14 protein-coding genes are annotated in these 17,989 nt (G+C 50.2%); 10 read left to right on the top strand and 4 right to left on the bottom strand.

Going from position 1 to position 17,989, the window contains the following annotated elements:
* The first annotated feature begins 22 nt into the window (after window positions 1-22).
* Window positions 23-289 (top strand): hypothetical protein, encoded by a 267-nt coding sequence (locus tag TY10_RS17865; RefSeq protein WP_042166337.1) that lies wholly within the window; start codon window positions 23-25, stop codon window positions 287-289.
* Window positions 290-336: 47 nt separating this feature from the next.
* On the opposite strand, the gene TY10_RS32115 is transcribed toward TY10_RS17865, so the two are convergent.
* Complete coding sequence (locus tag TY10_RS32115; RefSeq protein WP_272945308.1) at window positions 337-996, bottom strand: M15 family metallopeptidase; 660 nt, start codon at window positions 994-996, stop codon at window positions 337-339.
* 278 nt (window positions 997-1,274) lie between these two features.
* Window positions 1,275-2,210, bottom strand: coding sequence for a helix-turn-helix domain-containing protein (locus tag TY10_RS17855; protein ID WP_042166335.1), 936 nt, complete (start codon window positions 2,208-2,210; stop codon window positions 1,275-1,277).
* A gap of 169 nt (window positions 2,211-2,379) precedes the next feature.
* Here TY10_RS17855 and TY10_RS17850 point away from each other — a divergent pair, with 169 nt between their 5' ends.
* From TY10_RS17850 to TY10_RS17810, 9 genes are all read left to right on the top strand, one after another.
* The gene (locus TY10_RS17850) at window positions 2,380-3,228 is read left to right on the top strand and encodes a sugar phosphate isomerase/epimerase family protein (RefSeq protein WP_042166439.1); all 849 of its coding nucleotides are present in this window, start codon (window positions 2,380-2,382) and stop codon (window positions 3,226-3,228) included.
* Window positions 3,228-4,250 (top strand): Gfo/Idh/MocA family protein, encoded by a 1,023-nt coding sequence (locus TY10_RS17845; RefSeq protein ID WP_042166333.1) that lies wholly within the window; start codon window positions 3,228-3,230, stop codon window positions 4,248-4,250. Before TY10_RS17850 ends, TY10_RS17845 begins: the two co-directional genes overlap by 1 nt.
* A gap of 148 nt (window positions 4,251-4,398) precedes the next feature.
* Window positions 4,399-4,998 (top strand): carbohydrate-binding family 9-like protein, encoded by a 600-nt coding sequence (locus tag TY10_RS17840; RefSeq protein WP_042166331.1) that lies wholly within the window; start codon window positions 4,399-4,401, stop codon window positions 4,996-4,998.
* Window positions 4,999-5,716: 718 nt separating this feature from the next.
* Complete coding sequence (locus TY10_RS17835) at window positions 5,717-6,445, top strand: hypothetical protein (protein WP_155985934.1); 729 nt, start codon at window positions 5,717-5,719, stop codon at window positions 6,443-6,445.
* Between the two features lie 156 nt (window positions 6,446-6,601).
* Window positions 6,602-8,260 (top strand): S-layer homology domain-containing protein, encoded by a 1,659-nt coding sequence (locus tag TY10_RS17830; protein ID WP_238327759.1) that lies wholly within the window; start codon window positions 6,602-6,604, stop codon window positions 8,258-8,260.
* A gap of 165 nt (window positions 8,261-8,425) precedes the next feature.
* Window positions 8,426-9,916, top strand: a complete 1,491-nt coding sequence (pdxR, locus tag TY10_RS17825) for a MocR-like pyridoxine biosynthesis transcription factor PdxR (protein ID WP_042166326.1) — start codon at window positions 8,426-8,428, stop codon at window positions 9,914-9,916.
* 57 nt (window positions 9,917-9,973) lie between these two features.
* On the top strand, window positions 9,974-10,897 hold the full coding sequence (locus tag TY10_RS31070) for a D-alanine--D-alanine ligase (protein ID WP_042166323.1): 924 nt from the start codon (window positions 9,974-9,976) through the stop codon (window positions 10,895-10,897).
* A gap of 6 nt (window positions 10,898-10,903) precedes the next feature.
* The gene (locus TY10_RS31065) at window positions 10,904-12,085 is read left to right on the top strand and encodes an aminotransferase class I/II-fold pyridoxal phosphate-dependent enzyme (protein ID WP_042166321.1); all 1,182 of its coding nucleotides are present in this window, start codon (window positions 10,904-10,906) and stop codon (window positions 12,083-12,085) included.
* Between the two features lie 1,911 nt (window positions 12,086-13,996).
* Entirely contained in the window at window positions 13,997-14,473 is a 477-nt protein-coding gene (locus tag TY10_RS17810) for a GNAT family N-acetyltransferase (protein WP_042166319.1), read from the top strand.
* A gap of 23 nt (window positions 14,474-14,496) precedes the next feature.
* Here TY10_RS17810 and TY10_RS17805 read toward each other — a convergent pair whose 3' ends face one another.
* Window positions 14,497-16,026 carry a response regulator transcription factor gene (locus TY10_RS17805; RefSeq protein ID WP_042166317.1) on the bottom strand — a complete coding sequence of 510 codons (1,530 nt, stop codon included), beginning with the start codon at window positions 16,024-16,026 and terminating at the stop codon, window positions 14,497-14,499.
* 15 nt (window positions 16,027-16,041) lie between these two features.
* A complete protein-coding gene (locus tag TY10_RS17800) occupies window positions 16,042-17,817 on the bottom strand; it encodes a cache domain-containing sensor histidine kinase (RefSeq protein WP_238327771.1) in 1,776 nt (591 codons plus the stop codon).
* Window positions 17,818-17,989 lie beyond the last annotated feature (172 nt).

The raw sequence follows: 17,989 nt of genomic DNA, 5'->3' as shown, positions 1-17,989 counted from the left end.
AGGAGGCTGCGCCATTGGTTCTATGGTAGTTCCGCTATATCAGGCAGGAGAGAAAGATACGAGCGAAGACCGGAAAAAGCTGCTATGGAATGAAACGCCAGCCGGAAGTGAAGCTTCAATTCAAACACTAATAAATGCGAAAGAACATAAAGTTGGCATCAACGACTTTTATACAGATGACTCCAACGTTTTCAAAACAGCTCGTGCAGCGATTAATGTCGGCGGCTCTTATCGGCTCGGTTCGCTTAAGGAGGCCGCCTATTGCATTGCGACGACAGGGCTAAAGTGAAGTGATGTATAGGGGAAAAAGAAAGCGGCATCCGGTTAGTGAGCAGATTACTTCTGCTTGGCCGGAGGCCGCTTTCCGCGTTTCAGATCCGCGATCGAATAACCGAAGTCCATTTGGAGATGCGGGTAATCGCGGAAGTTTTTCCAGTCCCCGCCCCAAGTGAAGCCTAGCTTTTTGGCAATTGCTACGACTTCCATCCAATCCGCCTTGCCGTTACCGTTGCCGTCGTATTCCATGTCCCAGACAACGCTGTTGTCCTCGACCGTCCTCAGCGCAAAATCGATAGCGAGTCCGTAATTATGATACGACTCCCCTCCCCGAACGTTTGTTACGATCGGTCCGCTCTTGCTGCGGCCTTGCTCATAAAGGCGATCCTGCTCCTCACTTGTCCGCATTCCGTCCGTAATAAGAATCGTAATGCCGATTTTTGCCGTCTGCGCGACAAGCTCATCCTTCTTGGCGGCGACAATAGGATGCAGCTTTGGAATTTCGCCGGCGGGAGCCGTTTCCGATTCCGGTATGGTGTCTGGATTGGACAGCAGCCGTTCAAGCACATCCATACCGCTAATGCTGCTCCATAGAAGCGCTGCGATCATAGCGAGGATGGCGGCGGTCATGAACCGGTTTCGTTTCGGTTTACGTCTCGCTAAAGGCTGGCCATGTCCGATAGCATGCTCATTTGGCGACCATTGATTTTGAGGTGTCATATTCTAGTAATCTCCTAAAGTTGTCTCTATCATACTAGGGCGTATCTGAAAACCGTTCAGTGGCATCTTTCACTGCCTTTCCGCCCCCTGCTTCGTTCCGTTTGCTTGACGTACCCCCGGGTACGCCTTCACAAACGTGCCTTGCTTGGAACGAAAATTCGGCAAAATTTGCTGCCCTCAGCGTTCTCAGACACACCCTAGTGTAGCATAGAAGTTTCCTCGTCACCCCCGACCTGAGTTGGGGGTGGCCAGTTGGGAGAGACAGAATGTGAGGCCGATTATTTCGGCAGGCTGCTGTCTTTGCTGCCTACACGGGCTTTAGCGGTGCGGGCATATTCGGATGGTGACATGCCCGTCGATTTCTTGAAATCGCGGGAGAAATAGTGAATGCTGCCATAGCCAAGCGCAGCCGCTATTTCCGTATAATTAAGCGTGTGCTCGCGGATCAGCGTTTTAGCTTCTTCGATTTTTAACAGCTTGAAATATTCAATGGCACCTGTTCCGGTCTGGGAGTGAAAGATTTCTTTCAGACGGCTTTTACCCAGATGCGTTTCCTTGCACAGCTGCTCCAGCGTCAATTGTCCGGAAAGCCTCGATTTCATGAAATCGATGATGCTCTGTACGGTGCGCTGCTCGGCTTTTTCCGTCTGAATCGATGAAGGCCGGCGCGTTGCCACCCGGTTCTGTTCCACGTTCCTATCATCATCCATGCCGCGTACCAGCCGGATAAGGAGCGCCTCCAAGTAGCCCTTCATCGCTTGCTCGCTGGCAAAAGGCGCATCGGGATTGCGGATTAGCTCATGAACGGAAGGATTATCGTAGGGAGGAAGGAAGGAATGAAAGCCCTCCTGCAGCAGCAGCGACAGCAAATTGCGCTCCGGCGTCCCAAGCGGCAGCAACAAGCTGGCAAAGCGGTCCATGAAAGCGGAGCGGCATTCGAAGGCCAGCACGATTAAGTTCGGCGGCTTATGCCCGTCGCCAACACGTACAGTATGAAACTCGCCGGGCTTGTGGAAAATGATCATCCCTTGCGTCAGCTCGCAAATCCGGTCATCCGCACGTACTTCAACCGCGCCTTTATCCACATAGAGCAGCTCCCAGAAATCATGCTGCTCCCCCTCGAACACATACCCTCTTGTATATTCAAAATAATGAAATGAAATCAGTTTGTTAACGGTGATTACTTCTTGCAGTGTCAGCCGGTTGAAATCCATCAAGAGACATCCTTTCCCCGGCATCTGCCGGTTATAAGATTACGCTTGCAAGTTTATCATACTTCCATCCCGCATTGTGCAAAACGTCCGGCTGATTGGCTAAAGTCGAAGAGCCCGCTGTCCCTCTATAATAGGCTTACAGTTGAACGAGGAGGGCTTGCAAATGGCGTTGAAAAAAGGAATTAATGCATGGTCGTTTCCTGCGGACCTTAGCGTACGGGAGAGCATCCTGCTGGCTGCAGATGCAGGATTTGACGGTATCGAGCTGTCGCTTAATGCGACCGGCGAGCTTAGTCTGGAAAGCACAGAGGAGCAGCTTCGTGAAATCCGCAGCATTGCGGATGATGAAGGCATAGCGCTGACGAGCCTCGCAAGCGGGCTTTTCTGGGATTATCCGTTGACGAGTACGAATGCCGAGACCCGGCAAAGAGCGAAGGATGCAGCGAAAAAGCAGCTTGAATCGGCAGCGATTCTTGGCGTGGATACAATTCTTATCGTGCCCGGCGCGGTTGGCGTTGACTTCATACCGGGGTCTGAGGTTGTGCCCTATGACCAAGCCTATGATAATGCCCTGGAAGGCTTCAAGTCGCTTGCTCCCCTTGCCGAAGCGGTCAAGGTTGCGATCGGGATTGAAAATGTGTGGAACAAATTTCTGCTATCCCCTCTTGAGATGCGGAGCTTTATAGATGCTGTAGATTCGGAATATGTCGGTTCGTATTTTGACGTAGGCAACGTGGTCTATGCGGGTTACCCAGAGCACTGGATTTCGATACTGAACAAGCGGATTAAAAAGGTGCATTTCAAAGACTACCGCAGACAAGCTGGCGGGCTGCACGGTTTCGTTGATCTGCTTGCCGGTGACGTCAATTTCCCGGAAGTAGTGAAGGCACTGGGCGATATTGGTTATGATGATTATGTCATTGCAGAGATGATTCCGCCATATACGCATCATACGAAGCAAATCATTTACAATACATCGGCGGCAATGGACGCCATTTTGGGAAGGACGGAACGCTAATGCTGCGAATCGGATTGATCGGACTAGGTTTTATGGGCAGATCGCACTTGGAAAATTATCTTCGCCTCGAACGGGAGGGCGCGCAAATTGAAGTCGTGGCGTTATGCGATATGGACGCAAGCAAGCTGGCTGGCGGCAGTGCGGGCGGCAATATCGATACTTCCTCTTCGAATGTAATCGACTTTAACCGGTTCAGCAAATATGCTTCGGTCAAGGACATGCTGGACAACGAACAGCTTGACGCCGTAGACATTACGCTGCCGACTTTCTTGCACCGGGAGGTAGCCGTTCAATGCTTGAACGCTGGCCTGCATGTATTGTGCGAGAAGCCGATGGCTATGAATGCCGAAGATTGCGATGCGATGATTGAGGCTGCCGAGTTTAACAGCAAGCAACTGATGATCGGCCATTGTTTGCGATTCTGGCCGGCATACGTTTATTTGAAGGAAGTTGTAACGAGCGGCGAGTTTGGCAAGGCAACAAGCGGCGTCTTTTACCGCGGCGGCGGCACGCCGACTTGGGGACCTTGGGTGCTGCAGAAGGAAAAGGGCGGCGGCGCTCTGCTCGACATGCATGTGCATGACACGGATGCCATCCACTGGTTGTTCGGCAAGCCGGAAGCCGTATCCTGCTGCGGCAAGAACACGATTGCCGGAAGCGGCTACGATATTGTATCGACCAACTATCGCTACGAGGACGGTAAGGTCGTTAATGCCTGCGTAGACTGGACGCTGAACGGGGATTTTGGCTTCGAAATGGGCTTCAGAGTTAATTTTGAAGGTGGCAACATTCAATTCAATGGTGATCGCGTCAAAGTGAATCCGAATGACGGCGAAGGCTTCGAGCCGCAGCTGTCGCCAGATCAAGGCTACTATTTTCAGCTGAAATATTTTGTTGAGACCCTCGCAAGCGGCGGTCAAATTGCGGAAGCAACTTCTATGAGTGCGAAAGGCAGCATTCAAATTATCGAAGCTGAGCGTGAATCGGCCGATAACCGCGGGGAATGGGTCGCTGTAAAATAAAGCAACGAACAGAACCTCTCCTGTACAGGGGAGGTTCTTCGGTATCTAATATTCAGCTTCCTATCAACTGAATTAGGCGCTATTTTCCAACTGTTGCGATATAATAGGAAAGGCTGTTGATATCGATCGTTAGAAGGGAGCTCGGACGATGCGTTATGTATGCAGGAAAGTAGAAGGGCCGATTGAATCGGTGAAATGGGATGGGCTGGAGGCTGTTTCCCTCGTTCAAGTAGTGAACGGTGAGGCAGCGAGACTGCAAACCTCCGTTAAGGTATGCTGGTCCGAGGACGCCCTCATGGTTCGTTTCGATTGCGAGGATGACCACCGTGTAGCGACGATGACAGAGCGGGACGCTCCGCTTTATCAGGAGGATGTCGTTGAAATTTTTCTGGACGCTGCCGGCGAAGGCCGCCAGTACCGGGAGTTTGTCATCAGTCCGCGCAACATCGTATATGATGCATCGATCGGCAATGACGGAGAAGGCAATATTGATATAAATGTCGGTTGGAACGCGGAGGGCCTGCGAACTTCGATTATTGAAGAGGAAGCTGGAGCCTGGGCTTGCGAGCTGTACATCCCGTTCATCAACTTCGACGCTGCGCCAGCTGCTGGTACCGAGTGGCGCTCCAACATGTACCGGATTGATGATGACAAGGAAGGCAACCGCCATTTTTGGTCATGGTCGCCGATAGGTTCGGTTCACTTTCATCTACCTAAGCATTTTGGCACGCTAGTTTTTGCGGAATAATAAAATAAGCTGATTTTTAAGTGAGTTTTAAGGTGAAAAGAACCTTCGGTTCCACGTTAATAGTGGTTTTGAAGGTTCTTTTTCCTATTATCGAATTTTCTCACCAAGGTTTACCCTTTGGGACAGCCCCATACTTTACGTATTGTTAGCGAAGCTCGTTCGCTTTTTAGCGAACTTAATTTCGCAAATGCCTCTCTCGTTGCTGGTCAATCTCCCATTAGCGAAAAGTTTTTCGCTGTCCGTGAACCTATGTTCACGAATAGCGAAATTTGCTTCGCAGTTTTCTGAGGAGTATCCAGGTACACCCTCCTACAGCGAAACTGACTTCGCTATTTTGCGAACCTGCTTCGCTCTAGCACTCGCATCAACGCGTGAATGTATGTGAGACAAGGATCAGTGCGGTCACCTGAACATCAGCATCAAGGTTCTATAGAACTTAGAACTAACGCTTTTTTTTGTGATTTCTTATAATGGGATCAACGGTACTAGGGCGTGTCTGAAAACCCGTTTAGTGGCACCTTTCACCGCCTTTTCGCCCCCTGCTTCGTTCCGTTTGCTTGACATACCCCCGGGTACGCCTTCACAAACGCGCCTTGCATGGAACGAAAATTCGGCTAAATTTGCTGCCCTCAGAGTTCTCAGACACACCCTAGAGATAGCCTTGGTTCGGGGGAATGTTATGCTTACTCATAAAATGGCAACCGCATACGTTACTGTAATGACGATTGTTTTGTTTTTTGCGTGGCAATATAACGGTCTGTGGACGGAGGAGTGGTGGGCGGCATCTGAGTTCATAGGATGGTCTATTGTCATTTCACTCTACGCGTTTCCCGCTGTTTTCCTATATGGCATTGTGGTTTCTGTATGCATTGAAATTACCCTGGCAAAGCTCACTATTCATATTGCGGTCAAATGGGCGGTTTCAGCGATTTTGCACCTGAGTTTCGGCTTCTTATGCTCGCTCCCTTTTCAATCTGTTTTTTTCGGTTTCATTGGAGCAGGGGCTGCCTTGTTTTTTATCATAGCGGAACAATTGGTTATTTGGTGTATTCGCAGGTTGAATCGTCGTACTCGCTTAACTCTGCTCGCTGTCCCATTGTTCTTATTTGTTTTTAGCTATGCTGTGCTGTTAATCGCCTCATCTCCAAAACCGTATATACCGCCCTTTTCTTCCGAAGAAGCTGTTCAATTCGCAACATCAGGCAGCGGTTCAACCATCGATAATTTTCCTAAGGAGACCGGTACTATAAAGCTTGAAATTCAGGGCTACACGGTGGAGCGGGAGACAGCTGTTACACGGGCGGGGGCGAAGGAGCAGTACCGGGTTGCATTCATTGAAAGATGGATGAAAGGGAGCGAAAGCGGTGAACACCGCATGTACTATACAGTTACTAGAGGTTCAATGGAGGCTGCTGGAAGTGACGGGCCGCGGCCGCCCTATCGTTAGGTTTATAGAATAGTGTAAGTTTAAGAACTAGTCCTTTTACCAATAACTAAGCAATGCCGCAGCTCTCGGCCTTTGTTACGATATAGAGATTGCAACTCTTCCAATCTAGCGGATCAGATCGATCAACCGGAAGGATAGAAGAGAAGGAGGATCTCGATGTCTCGGAAAATTGGGAAATGGGCTGTCGTGCTTTTTGCTCTCACTCTTGTTTTTCATATAATGGAACCGCGCTTGTCGGCGGCCGAACTGATGACAGCATTGACGGGGGAAAAGGATAAAAAGCCGTTCGACGATATTGCTGGAAGCTTTGCGGAGGCAGCTATCATTCGGCTCAATGAAAAGAAGATACTACAAGGCACAGCGGAGCGAACCTTTTCTCCTAAAAATCCGGTTACGCGCGCTGAATTTATAACGATTGCAGACCGGGTGTTAGGGCTGGAGAAGGTGCTAAGCCCTATTCAGCCGTTTTCGGATGTAGCAGCGAATGCTTGGTATACTGGATATATTCAAGCCGCGGTGCAGCTTGGTTTAGCCGATGGTACGGGACCGCGAACCTTTGAACCGTCAAAGCCGGTAACGAGACAAGAAGCGGCGGCGCTGCTCGTACGAGTATTTAAGCTGACTGCGGCTAGCCACGGAACGTCTCCTGCCTTTATTGATGCTAATCGCATTGCGGAATGGGCAAGAAGCGCCGTTACGATTGCGCAGGATGTTGGCTTAATGAAAGGCGACGATAACGGCAAGTTTCGCCCAGATGCGCCTCTTAGCCGGGAAGAGACAGCCGCGATCCTGTACCGCGCGCTGCAGAATAAGGAGTGGGCCGCCGACTTGACGGCTAAGCCGAAGGCGAAAATCCAGCTCGGCTGGCAGTATGCACAAACGACAGAACAATTCGAGCAGTCGGTGCTGCGTTCGAAGGCGGTCAATACGTTGTCGCCGCGTTGGTATTTCACCGATAAAGCGGGCAATCTAACGGATACTACAGACTCATCGCTTGTGACGTGGGCTTCCCGTAATGGAAAGGCAATCTGGGCAATGGTCGGCAATCGCTCTAACATGGAAGCGACCCATCAATTGTTATCTAACGCCACCACTAGAAATAAGCTGGCGACGAATCTTGCGAATGTTGTCCAGAAAAATAAACTTGCCGGGCTCAACGTCGATTTCGAAAATGTTGATCCTCAGGATCGGGTTAATTTTACCGCATTTATAACCTTATTAGGCAATAAGCTGCATGCAATCAACGCAGTTCTTTCTGTCAACGTATCCCCCGATTTAGGTACGGATTGGACGGAAGCTTTCGATTACAAGGCGCTTGGGATGCAGGCTGACTATATTGTAATGATGGGTTATGACGAGCATTGGGAAGGCGGCTCTGTGGCAGGCTCCGTTGCTTCTTTGCCTTATGTGGAGCAAGCCGTGACGGTACTGTTGAAGGCCGTTTCTCCGGAAAAAGTCATTCTTGCGCTGCCGTTCTATAACCGTGATTGGGCGATGAATAATAATGGAAGTGCCGCTTCATCGGCGGTGCTGTCGCTTGGTGAACAGAATACACTGGTATCCAAACGGTCCATTAAGCCGCTGTGGAACAGCTCCGTTGGCCAGTACACAGGCGGTTACCTTCTGCAAAACGTCCAGCATCGCATATGGCTGGAGGACGGACGCTCGCTTTCAGCCAAATATAAATGGGCAGTGGACGAGGAATTGGCAGGATTGGCTTACTGGTATGTCGGTGGAGAAACATCGGATATATGGAGTAGTTTGCGCAATGCCGACCGATTTTATGGGATGAGTCTAGGGTTAACTACTCCTTAGTTAATGACATTAGTTAATGGCATGAATTAGTCACGACAAGTCCATATACGGCAGCTGGTCCAGTGGCCTTTGCTGCGTTAGAACCACGAGACGTTTCAAAAACGGCTGTCGTGGTTCTTTTTTTGCCGCTCCAAATGTGACATGATAGAGCAAGGAGGTGATGGGGTGTACGCTGATATTAAAATTGCAGACGACCGGCCGGTATATATACAGGTCAAGGATTATATGAAGAGGCTTATCCGGAGAGGCGCTCTGCAAGGCGATCAGAAGCTCCCGTCTACCCGAGAATTAAGCGCATTAATGAAAATCAGCCGGAACACTGTTGTCACAGCTTACAATGAGCTGGAGGAAGAAGGCTATATATACGCCGTGCAAGGCAAGGGCAACTTTGTTGCTTCCGGGGCTGCGGGAAACGTCAGCGAGCTCACCTATGCTGAAGGAGAGTCTGGGCCCGGGGACGATGGCGGGCATATCGACTGGCGTCAGCGCTTAAGCCATTATGCCAGCGAGGCGGAGCGGCTTGATCTTATGAAGCGAGGCATTCGAGCGGAAAAGGGCTCGATTTCTTTTACAAGCATCGCGCCTGATGAGAAGCTGTTCGATCTTCACAATGTGAAGCGGGCGTTCATGGACCGGATGTCCATTGAAGGTGAAGTACTTCTCAATTACGGCTATGCCAAAGGCTATAAACCGCTGATCGATTTTTTGCTTCGTTATATGGAGAACAAGGGCGTTGATCTGACGGGCAAGGATATTTTGATCACGAACGGATTTACTGAAGGCTTTGATATTGTGTTATCTGCATTCGGTAAAAGCAGCGGCAGAGCGATTTGCGAGAATCCGACGCATAATACGGCGCTCAAAAATATGAAGCTGCACGGCTATGCCATCACCGGCGTCGATATGGAAGCAGACGGTATTGACCTGAGGAGACTTGAGACGGAGCTCGATTCCGGAGAATTCGACCTCGCTTACCTGGTTCCATCCTATCATAATCCAACGGGTATCGTCATGTCGCCGGAGAAACGAATGGAAGCGATGAGATTGCTGAGCAGCCGCGGAATTCCAATTATTGAAGATGGCTTTAATGAGGAGCTGCGTTATTCAGGCTCGCATGTCGCGCCATTGATCGCATCGGCAGGACGAAGCAATAACGTTATTTACTTAGGCAGCTATTCGAAAATTTTGTTCCCGGGCCTGCGCGTAGGCTGGGTACTGGCGGACAAAGAGCTGATCGGCTATCTGGAGAGCATCAAGCGGTCACGGACGATTCATACTTCAACGCTGGATCAGTCTTTGCTGTATCAGTATTTGCATAACGGCAATTTCGAAAAATATTTGAAGCGGGCCAAAGCGGAGTACAAACGGAAATATGAGCTCGCTATTGAAAGCTGCAAAACCTATCTTCCGCTGCGGAAGCTGTCGGGCGACGGAGGTCTTCATTTGTTCATCGAATTTGATGAAACGCTGCCGACGAGAGTATTGCTTGAAGCCTGCACGCGTAAGGGAGTCGTGTTCACGCCCGGCGATAACTTTTATGTGGAGGAAGGGCAAGGGCGGCATACGATGCGGCTCGGATTCTCACGGGTAGCAGATGAACAGATCGTACAGGGAATACGAATTATTGGAGATACCGCAAGAGAATTGATAGGCTAAGTTACAACCGCAATGGGAAAGGCAATCGGAATTCACATACATGGGGAGTGTGCGAGAATGAAAGTCGGAGTTATTATGGGCGGCGTATCGTCGGAGAGAGAAGTATCGCTGTTGACGGGTAAGGAAATGATCGCGAATTTGGATCGTAACAAATACGAGGTTGTACCGGTCGTACTCGACAGCAAGCGTGATCTGATCGAAAAATCGGCAGGCATCGACATCGCCCTGCTTGCGCTGCACGGCAAATACGGGGAGGACGGTACCGTTCAAGGTACGCTGGAATCGCTTGGTATTCCTTACACGGGCTGCGGCGTGCTTTCGAGCAGTGTGAGTATGGATAAGGACTTGTCCAAAAAATTGCTCCGTTTCGAGAACGTGCCAACAGGCAATTGGATCCAGGTGGAAAGTTTGGAGGAGCTGTCGGCGGTCGATGTAGAAGCCCGGTTGGGGCTTCCAGTCGTTGTGAAGCCGAATTCAGGCGGCTCCAGTATCGGGACGAAGCTGGTGAAGTCGAAGGAAGCGATCGCGGAAGCGGTGCAGGAAGCATTGGAGTGGGATCGCTCCGTTATGATCGAGCAGTTTATCGGCGGACAGGAAATTACTTGTGCCATATTGAATGGGAAGCTGCTGCCGATCGTGGCGATTAAGGCGAATGCCGAGTTTTTCGATTACACATCCAAATATGAGGACGGCGGCGCCGATGAGCAAATTATTGAGCTGCCGGCAGAGGTTCAAGCGCGTGTCGAGGCCGCAGCGCTGGCGTGTTACCGGGCATTGAAATGCAGCGTGTACGCCCGTATCGATATGATTATTACCGAGGAAGGCATGCCATTTGTTCTGGAGGCCAATACGCTTCCTGGACTTACAAAAAATAGCTTGCTGCCGAAAAGCGCGAGTGCGGCGGGCATTTCTTTTAGCGAGTTGCTGGACAGCATTATTGAATATTCATTGATTGAAAGAAAACGTGAAAATAAGGAGTAGAGTGATATGAGAACGGTAAGCGAGTACTTGTCGTCGGTTGTGAGGGAGATTCCGCCATCCGGCATTCGAAAGTTTTTCAATGCGGCGGAAGCGGGCCGCGACATTATTTCGCTGGGAGTAGGCGAGCCTGATTTCACGACGCCAAAAGTGGCTCGGGATGCGGCTGCGCGTGCACTCGACCGGGGTTATACGAAGTATACCGAAAATGCGGGGATGCTGGAGCTGCGGGAAGAAATCTCGGCATACTTGGACCGTGGTTTCGGTACCCGATATGACCCTGCCAGCGAGGTACTCGTTACTGTGGGTGGAAGCGAAGCGATCGATCTTGCGCTGCGGGTGCTTCTCTCTCCTGGCGATGAGCTGCTCGTTCCCGTTCCAAACTATATCGCGTATTCACCGATTACGAAGCTGAACGGCGGCGTAGCGGTGGAAGTAGAGACATTTGCTTCGGATGGCTTTAAGCTGACAGCAGAGGCATTGCGTAAGCAGTTGACACCGCGCTCGAAGCTGCTGCTGGTCAGCTACCCGAACAATCCAACCGGGGCTGTTATGACCTATGAAGATTGGCTGCCGATCGCCAAGCTGGTGGAGGAGCATGACCTGATCGTATTGTCCGATGAGATTTATGCGGAACTGACCTACGGGCGGACGCATGTCAGCTTCGCCTCCTTACCGGGGATGAAGGACAGAACGATCGTCATCAGCGGTTTCTCGAAGGCGTTCGCAATGACCGGCTGGCGTATGGGTTATGCTTGTGGTCATTCTGATCTGATCGGCGCGATGTGCCGCGTCCATCAATACACGCTGCTGAGCGCGCCAACGCTTGCGCAGATTGCGGCAATTGAATCGCTCCGGCATGGGCTGGGCGATAAGGACGAGATGATCATGTCCTACAACAACCGGCGCAAAATGTTCGTGCAGGGACTGCGGGATCTCGGCTTGTCCTGTCATGAGCCGGAGGGAGCCTTTTACGTATTCCCGTCGATTGCGTCGACGGGGCTAAGCTCGCAGGCGTTCGCCGAGCGTCTGCTGCAAGAGGGCCGCGTCGCGGCGGTGCCGGGCGACGTGTTTGGCCCGGGCGGCGAAGGCTTCATCCGCTGCTCGTACGCCGCTTCGGAAGCCAACCTGCTCGGCGCGCTTGAGCGCATGGACAACTGGCTGCGCACGTTGAACCGCGTCGGCGTATAGCCGGCGCGAAGGAGCCGCGGGGATTATGTCCCCGCGGCTTTTTTCGTTTTAGAGGCTGCGGCGGGCAGGGCCGCAAGCGGCTTTTTGACTCTGCGTAGCGGCTATTGTAGGCGGTTGCCGCAAGCTGCTTTTGCCCTGGGCAGGGGCTATTGTAGGCGGTTGCTGCAAGCTGCTTTTGCTCTGAGCAGGGGCTATAGTAGGCGGTTGCCGCAAGCTGCTTTTTGCTCTGAGCAGGGAATATTGTAGGCGGGTGCCACAAGCTGCTTTTGCTCTGAGCAGGGGCTATTGTAGCGGCTGCTTCGGCTTTTGCTCCGGGGCGCGGGGTTCCGAAGGCGCGCCTAGGCTATTAGTGAACCGTTTTCGCTAATAGCGAAAACAAGTAACAAGTTCGCTGCACGAGCGTGAACAGAACAAATCGGACTTGCAGCGAACCAGGTTCGCTAAATAACGAAGCTAACTTCGCTGCGCGGGGAGCAGAAGGAGATAGTCCGGCCTACAGCGAACTTAATTTCGCTATTCGTGAACCTAAGTTCATGAGTAGCGAAGCTAGGTTCGTTCCAGCCGAGAGAGTGCATGAAACAAGCTGAAATCACTAGAAACAGCGAAGTGAAGTTCGCAGAAAAGCGAATCAGGTTCGCTGCGAGGAGTTGGACTGGTGAACAACGGGTATGCCTAGGAAATTAACGAACCGTTTTCGCAAATAGAGAAAATAAGTTCGCTGTGCGGAGTTTGGATGAAGCGTGAAGGTGCAGCTCAAAAAATTAGCGAACCGTTTTCGCAAAATAGCGAAAATAGGTTCGCTGCGTAGGTGTGAAGGGCGAAAATTAACCCTGCAGCGAACCAGATTCGCTAAACAACGAAGCCAATTTCGCTGCACGGGAATCAGAAGGAGATAGTCCGGCCTACAGCGAACTTAATTTCGCTATTCGTGAACCTAGGTTCACGAATAGCGAAGCTAGGTTCGTTCCAGCGGAGAGAGTGCACGAACCAGGCTGAATTCACTAGAAACAGCGAAATCAAGTTCGCAAAATAGCGAATCAGGTTCGCTCGAGCTTGGAAACGGGAGTGGATGGCTAGGGAAATGGCAGGGATGCTGAATGATTGTTAAAGTGTGCAAATGTGCCGTAGTAGATCCACGAACAGCTAGTTCAAAGTAACCTAATCTTAGGCGTATTCACTATTCTCCAGCTAACCTAATAATATTCGAGTGTACACTCCTCAGCAGTGGGATCAGAGCGGGTTTATGCCGTGCGATAAGTGAAAGAGAGCTTGAAGTTAGTTGGGATCATAGTTAGTTGAACTTGGTCAGGGCGGGTTTATACCGTGCGATAAAGTGAAAGAGAGCTTGAAGTTAGTTGGGATCATAGTTAGTTGAACTTGGTCAGGGCGGGTTTATGCCGTGCGATAGAGTGAAAGAGAGCTTGAAGTTAGTTGGGATCATAGTAAGTTGAACTTGGGCAGGGCGGGTTTATGCCGTGCGATAAATGAAAGAGAGCTTGAAGTATGTTGGGATCATAGTTAGTTGAACTTGGGCAGGGCGGGTTTATGCCGTGCGATAAGTGAAAGAGAGCTTGAAGTTAGTTGGGATCATAGTTAGTTGAACTTGGTCGGAGCGAGTTTATGCCGCGCGTCTGTGTGAGGTTTTACTGACAGTGAATGGGTTGGCCGCTGCGTACTGTACTGTTGTCGCAAGCGATAGCGTGCAGCGGCGGTGTAGCGTTACATGAACGAGAGAAGTAATGGCTGCGTTACAGTTAGGTCGCGGCTCCCACAGGAGTACATTGGCGCTTGAATAGGTGAACGGCATCCGGTTACGTGCTATAATGATTCCAGCGTTATACAGAGTAGATCGTCTTCTGTCAGAAGGCGGTCTATTTTCACTTCATAGACCGCTCGAAGAAGGAGAACAACATGACTACAATTATTGCCAAACCGTTTAATGAAGAAATGCAAGCTCAGCTGGGGGAGCTGGATTCCGGCTATCATGCCGGGGAGCTGAGCCAGAAGGCGCAGGCAGAATTGCCGGAAGAAATCTACATCATCGAAGCCGAGGAAGAGATGGTCGGCTATGCTGTCATATGGGAATACGCAAATGAGAAGGCCCTAATCCACAAGGCAGAACGGGATTATTTCCATATCGATGAGAAGTATCTCGAAAGAGATTTCTATATCGATATCAAGAACGAAAGAAATTTCATTTTTATTGAAGCACTGGACGTGCTTAAGGACCATGAGGGCAAGGGCTATGCCGCTTTCTTCATCAATTGGCTGAAGGCGAAGTACCCGAACAAGAAAATGTACGTTTACTCGCTCGATAAATCACGCAACTTCTGGTTCAAGATGAATTTCGAGCCAGTGGGTGATACGGTGTGGATGTCCTTTAATTAAACGTCCGCACCAATCCTGCCCGTTCAGTCTCCCGACTTATGAAGCTGAGTGAGCTTCTGCATCTTATACTCCTTGGCGCTGATGCCGCATAGTTTGCTGAAGTAGGCGGAGAAATATTTGTAATCCTTGTAGCCTACGAGCTCTGCGATCTCATAGTATTTGAGATCGCTGTTCAGGATGAGCTCCTTCGCCTTGTCGATACGAATCCGGTTTAGCCATTCTTTAAAGGAATAACCGGTTTCGTGTTTGAAAATCCGGCTCAAATAGCCGGTTGACAGGTAGGCGGCTTTGGCGACATCAGCGAGCTTGAGATCCTCGTTATAATTCCGGTTGATATAATCCAGCGCGGCAGCAAAATGCACATTTTTGGACTCGCCTTCCTTCACAGGTTTGGCCAAGCTTAGCACCAGCTCGATAATTTCTTCAGGTGTCTCGGTCTCCGCAATAATATCGATCGTCTTATGAGACTCCGACTGCCGGTCCATAACCGCCTCCATTAGGACGGCGATACGATTGACCGACTCAAGGAAACGCGAACGCGAGACCGAATTCTCCTGCATGAATGTAAAATAGTTCAGAAGCGCCTGCTCCATTTGAGCAGGGTTTTTGGACAAAACGGCGGAGATGACCTTGCTCTCGCAAAACTGCGCTTGCCCAGGCTCGCTGCTGGTGAAAGTGTCATGTAGTGACACTTTCGTATATTCCCTCTCCGAATGCCAGAAGCAGCCGTCCAGCGCTTTGTCCAGCATCGCATAGCAATCGACGAAGCTATCAAGCGCATCGATCCGGTTCATCACAACCAGACTGTTGCCGAAAATATGCGGTTTAAGCCCCGGAAACGCCTTGTCCATTCGATCGCCCTGCAGTCCCTCAGGCCCGGCATTCAAGACAGCGACAAGCCTCGTTCGGTCGATAAAAAATACAAACGGCTGGAATTCCTCAAATGCCCGTATAAATAGGTTGTGAACGATCCAGTTGTCGTTCGTCTGGCAGCTGGCAACCAGCAGCGAGTAGGAGGGACCTGGCAGCGGAATGTCGAGCTTCTCGGCTCTCTTCCGAAACTTGTCCAGCGGAACCTCGCCCTTCAAAAATTTCGCGAACAAGTCGGATTTGATCAGCTGCTGGTTTTCATTGTAGATGGTTTGAATGAGCGCATTTTGCCCCTGCGCCTCATACTCCGCCAGGATGCTCTCCTTTACCCGCAGCGCGGACTCCAATATTTTACCCGAATCGGCATTTTTGAGTACGAAGGAGCTCACCTTGACCTCAATAGCACTAGTAAAGTTTTCTGTGTTGCCATAGGCAGACAGGATGATGACCTTGGTGCGCGGCAAATATTCATTTAATTTACGGGCCAGCTCGATTCCGTTCATAACCGGCATTTGAATATCTGTAAATACGATGTCTGGAGCCAATTGGATGGCCAGCTTCAAGCCATCCTCTCCGTTAGCCGCTTCTCCAACGATTTCCATGCCATGCTCTTCCCACGGAATCGTATGGCGGATTCCTTGACGGATAAAGGCTTCGTCGTCAACCAGCAAGATTTTGATCATGATGTCCCCGCCCCCTTATTCATCTTTGCCTCCGGCACCATCCGGCACCGGCAGTCCCTCCTCCAAGCCATCTGTATCCTTCCTTAGCTTCTGTGTAATTTGGAAGACGGTAATTCCGTCGCGCACATAGCAATCCAGATGAAAGCCATGACCGTTCTTCAGCGCAATACGTTCTCTAATATTCCGCAGTGCGAAGCCGCGAATGCCGCCGCCATCCTCATCCAGCAGCCGCTTAATCTCGGCGACGTCCGCAGGCGTTCCGTCATTCATAACCTCATAAATAAGCGTATCCTCGACCGGGTAAATCTTCACCTTCACCATTCCGCTCGTGCTGTCCTTCAAGCCGTGCACCAGCGCATTCTCAACAAGCGGCTGAAGCAGCAGGCGAAGCACATAGCAGGACATCAAATCTTCCGGGCAATTGATCTCAAACAAGAACTGATCGCCATAGCGAATGCGCTGAATATTGATATAGCTGCTGAGATGCTCCAGCTCTTCAGACAGCTGCACCATATCGCGGTTGTTGGGTGAAAGCGTCAGCCGCATCATTTTCGACATATTGGAAACCATCAGGCTCACGTTCCGGGTGTCACCCATCTCGGACATCCAATAAATCGTATCCAGCGTGTTATATAGAAAATGGGGATTAATCTGCGCCTGCAGAGCATGAAGCTGTGCTTGCTGCAAATTCAGACGGCTCATATATACCTCTTTATATAGAAAATCGAGCCGCTCCGCCATCCGATTGAAATTGTTGGCCAGCACAGATATTTCATCATTGCGCTTCACATCGATCCGTACGGAAAAATCCTCGTTCGTAATCGACTTCATCCGCTTGCCCAGCTTGACGAGCGGGGCCGTGATGATCTGGGAGAACGTGACGGATAATAGAAGCGCAAATATAAACACCAGCAGCGCCGTTAAGGACAGGCCTTTAATAAGGGTTTCCTTAATGATTGTGAGAATATTCGGCTTCACGACACTGTACAGAATAAACGGTGTTCGTTCTATTTTATAGGCCGAAATATAGTAGTGTCCGCTGATCTGAGTGGAGATGGCCTCCCTGTCCGACAGCTGCAGCAGATTGTCATAGGAGGTTTCTGGACCCAGATTGGAATAGCCTGCGTTTCCATTCGTATCGACGAGCGCTTTATTCTGTTCATCAACAATGAAGTAGGCGATATCATGATCAATCTGATCCGACAATATCGTCTCCACCAGCAGCTGTCTGCTCATCGCGATTTTGATATAGCCGATTTCTTCAGATAAATTGCTCGGATTTTTTAACAGCCGGGTGACGAAAATATGGTTAAAAGCGTCTTGCTGTGCATCCTCCAGCCCGGAGACGTCATGATATTCCCAATAAGGTCTCGATTTTAACGCTTGGGCAGCTTCGATTTCATCCTTGGTCAAATTAAGATTAATGCCGGCATTAATCGGAATCTGGTTACGGGATAGCAGCGATACCCCTCGTATGCCGTTGGAAAAGCCGTAAGGCATAGACATCAGAATGTTGTTGGCATTGCTGATGAGCTGAAAATGGTTGTCGCTCTCCTCCGGCATGCTTAAAAACGCTTTCAAATTTGTTTCCATAAGAGGATAGGTCGTCAGATCAAGCGCATCTGTAAAAAAACGCTCGACGTTTTTCCCGACCCCATGAATGTTGTTGGAGAAACGCAGTTGCAGATCGGTTTTTGTATTGTCATAGAAGATGCTGATGGCCACGGAATAGATCGTAATAATCGGGATGGCGACAAGAAAGATAAAAAACAGCATAATCTTTTTGCGCATGCTCACAGGCTCGCGACCTCCCTTGATGTTATGCAATCATTCTGTCATTGCGAGATGTGCGTGTCAAATAGGTTCCGCGAAATCGGCAAAGAGGACATTTTTTTCAGATAAAAAGCAAATTATAAGGATAAAAATCAAATCCCGGTTCGTCAGATAACCGTCAAATCGTCCA

This window comes from Paenibacillus gorillae, from assembly GCF_000513275.1.
Classification (GTDB): domain Bacteria; phylum Bacillota; class Bacilli; order Paenibacillales; family Paenibacillaceae; genus Pristimantibacillus; species Pristimantibacillus gorillae.
The sequence above is the reverse complement of the archived record's forward strand: the minus strand, read 5'-3'. Positions and strand labels throughout refer to the sequence as shown.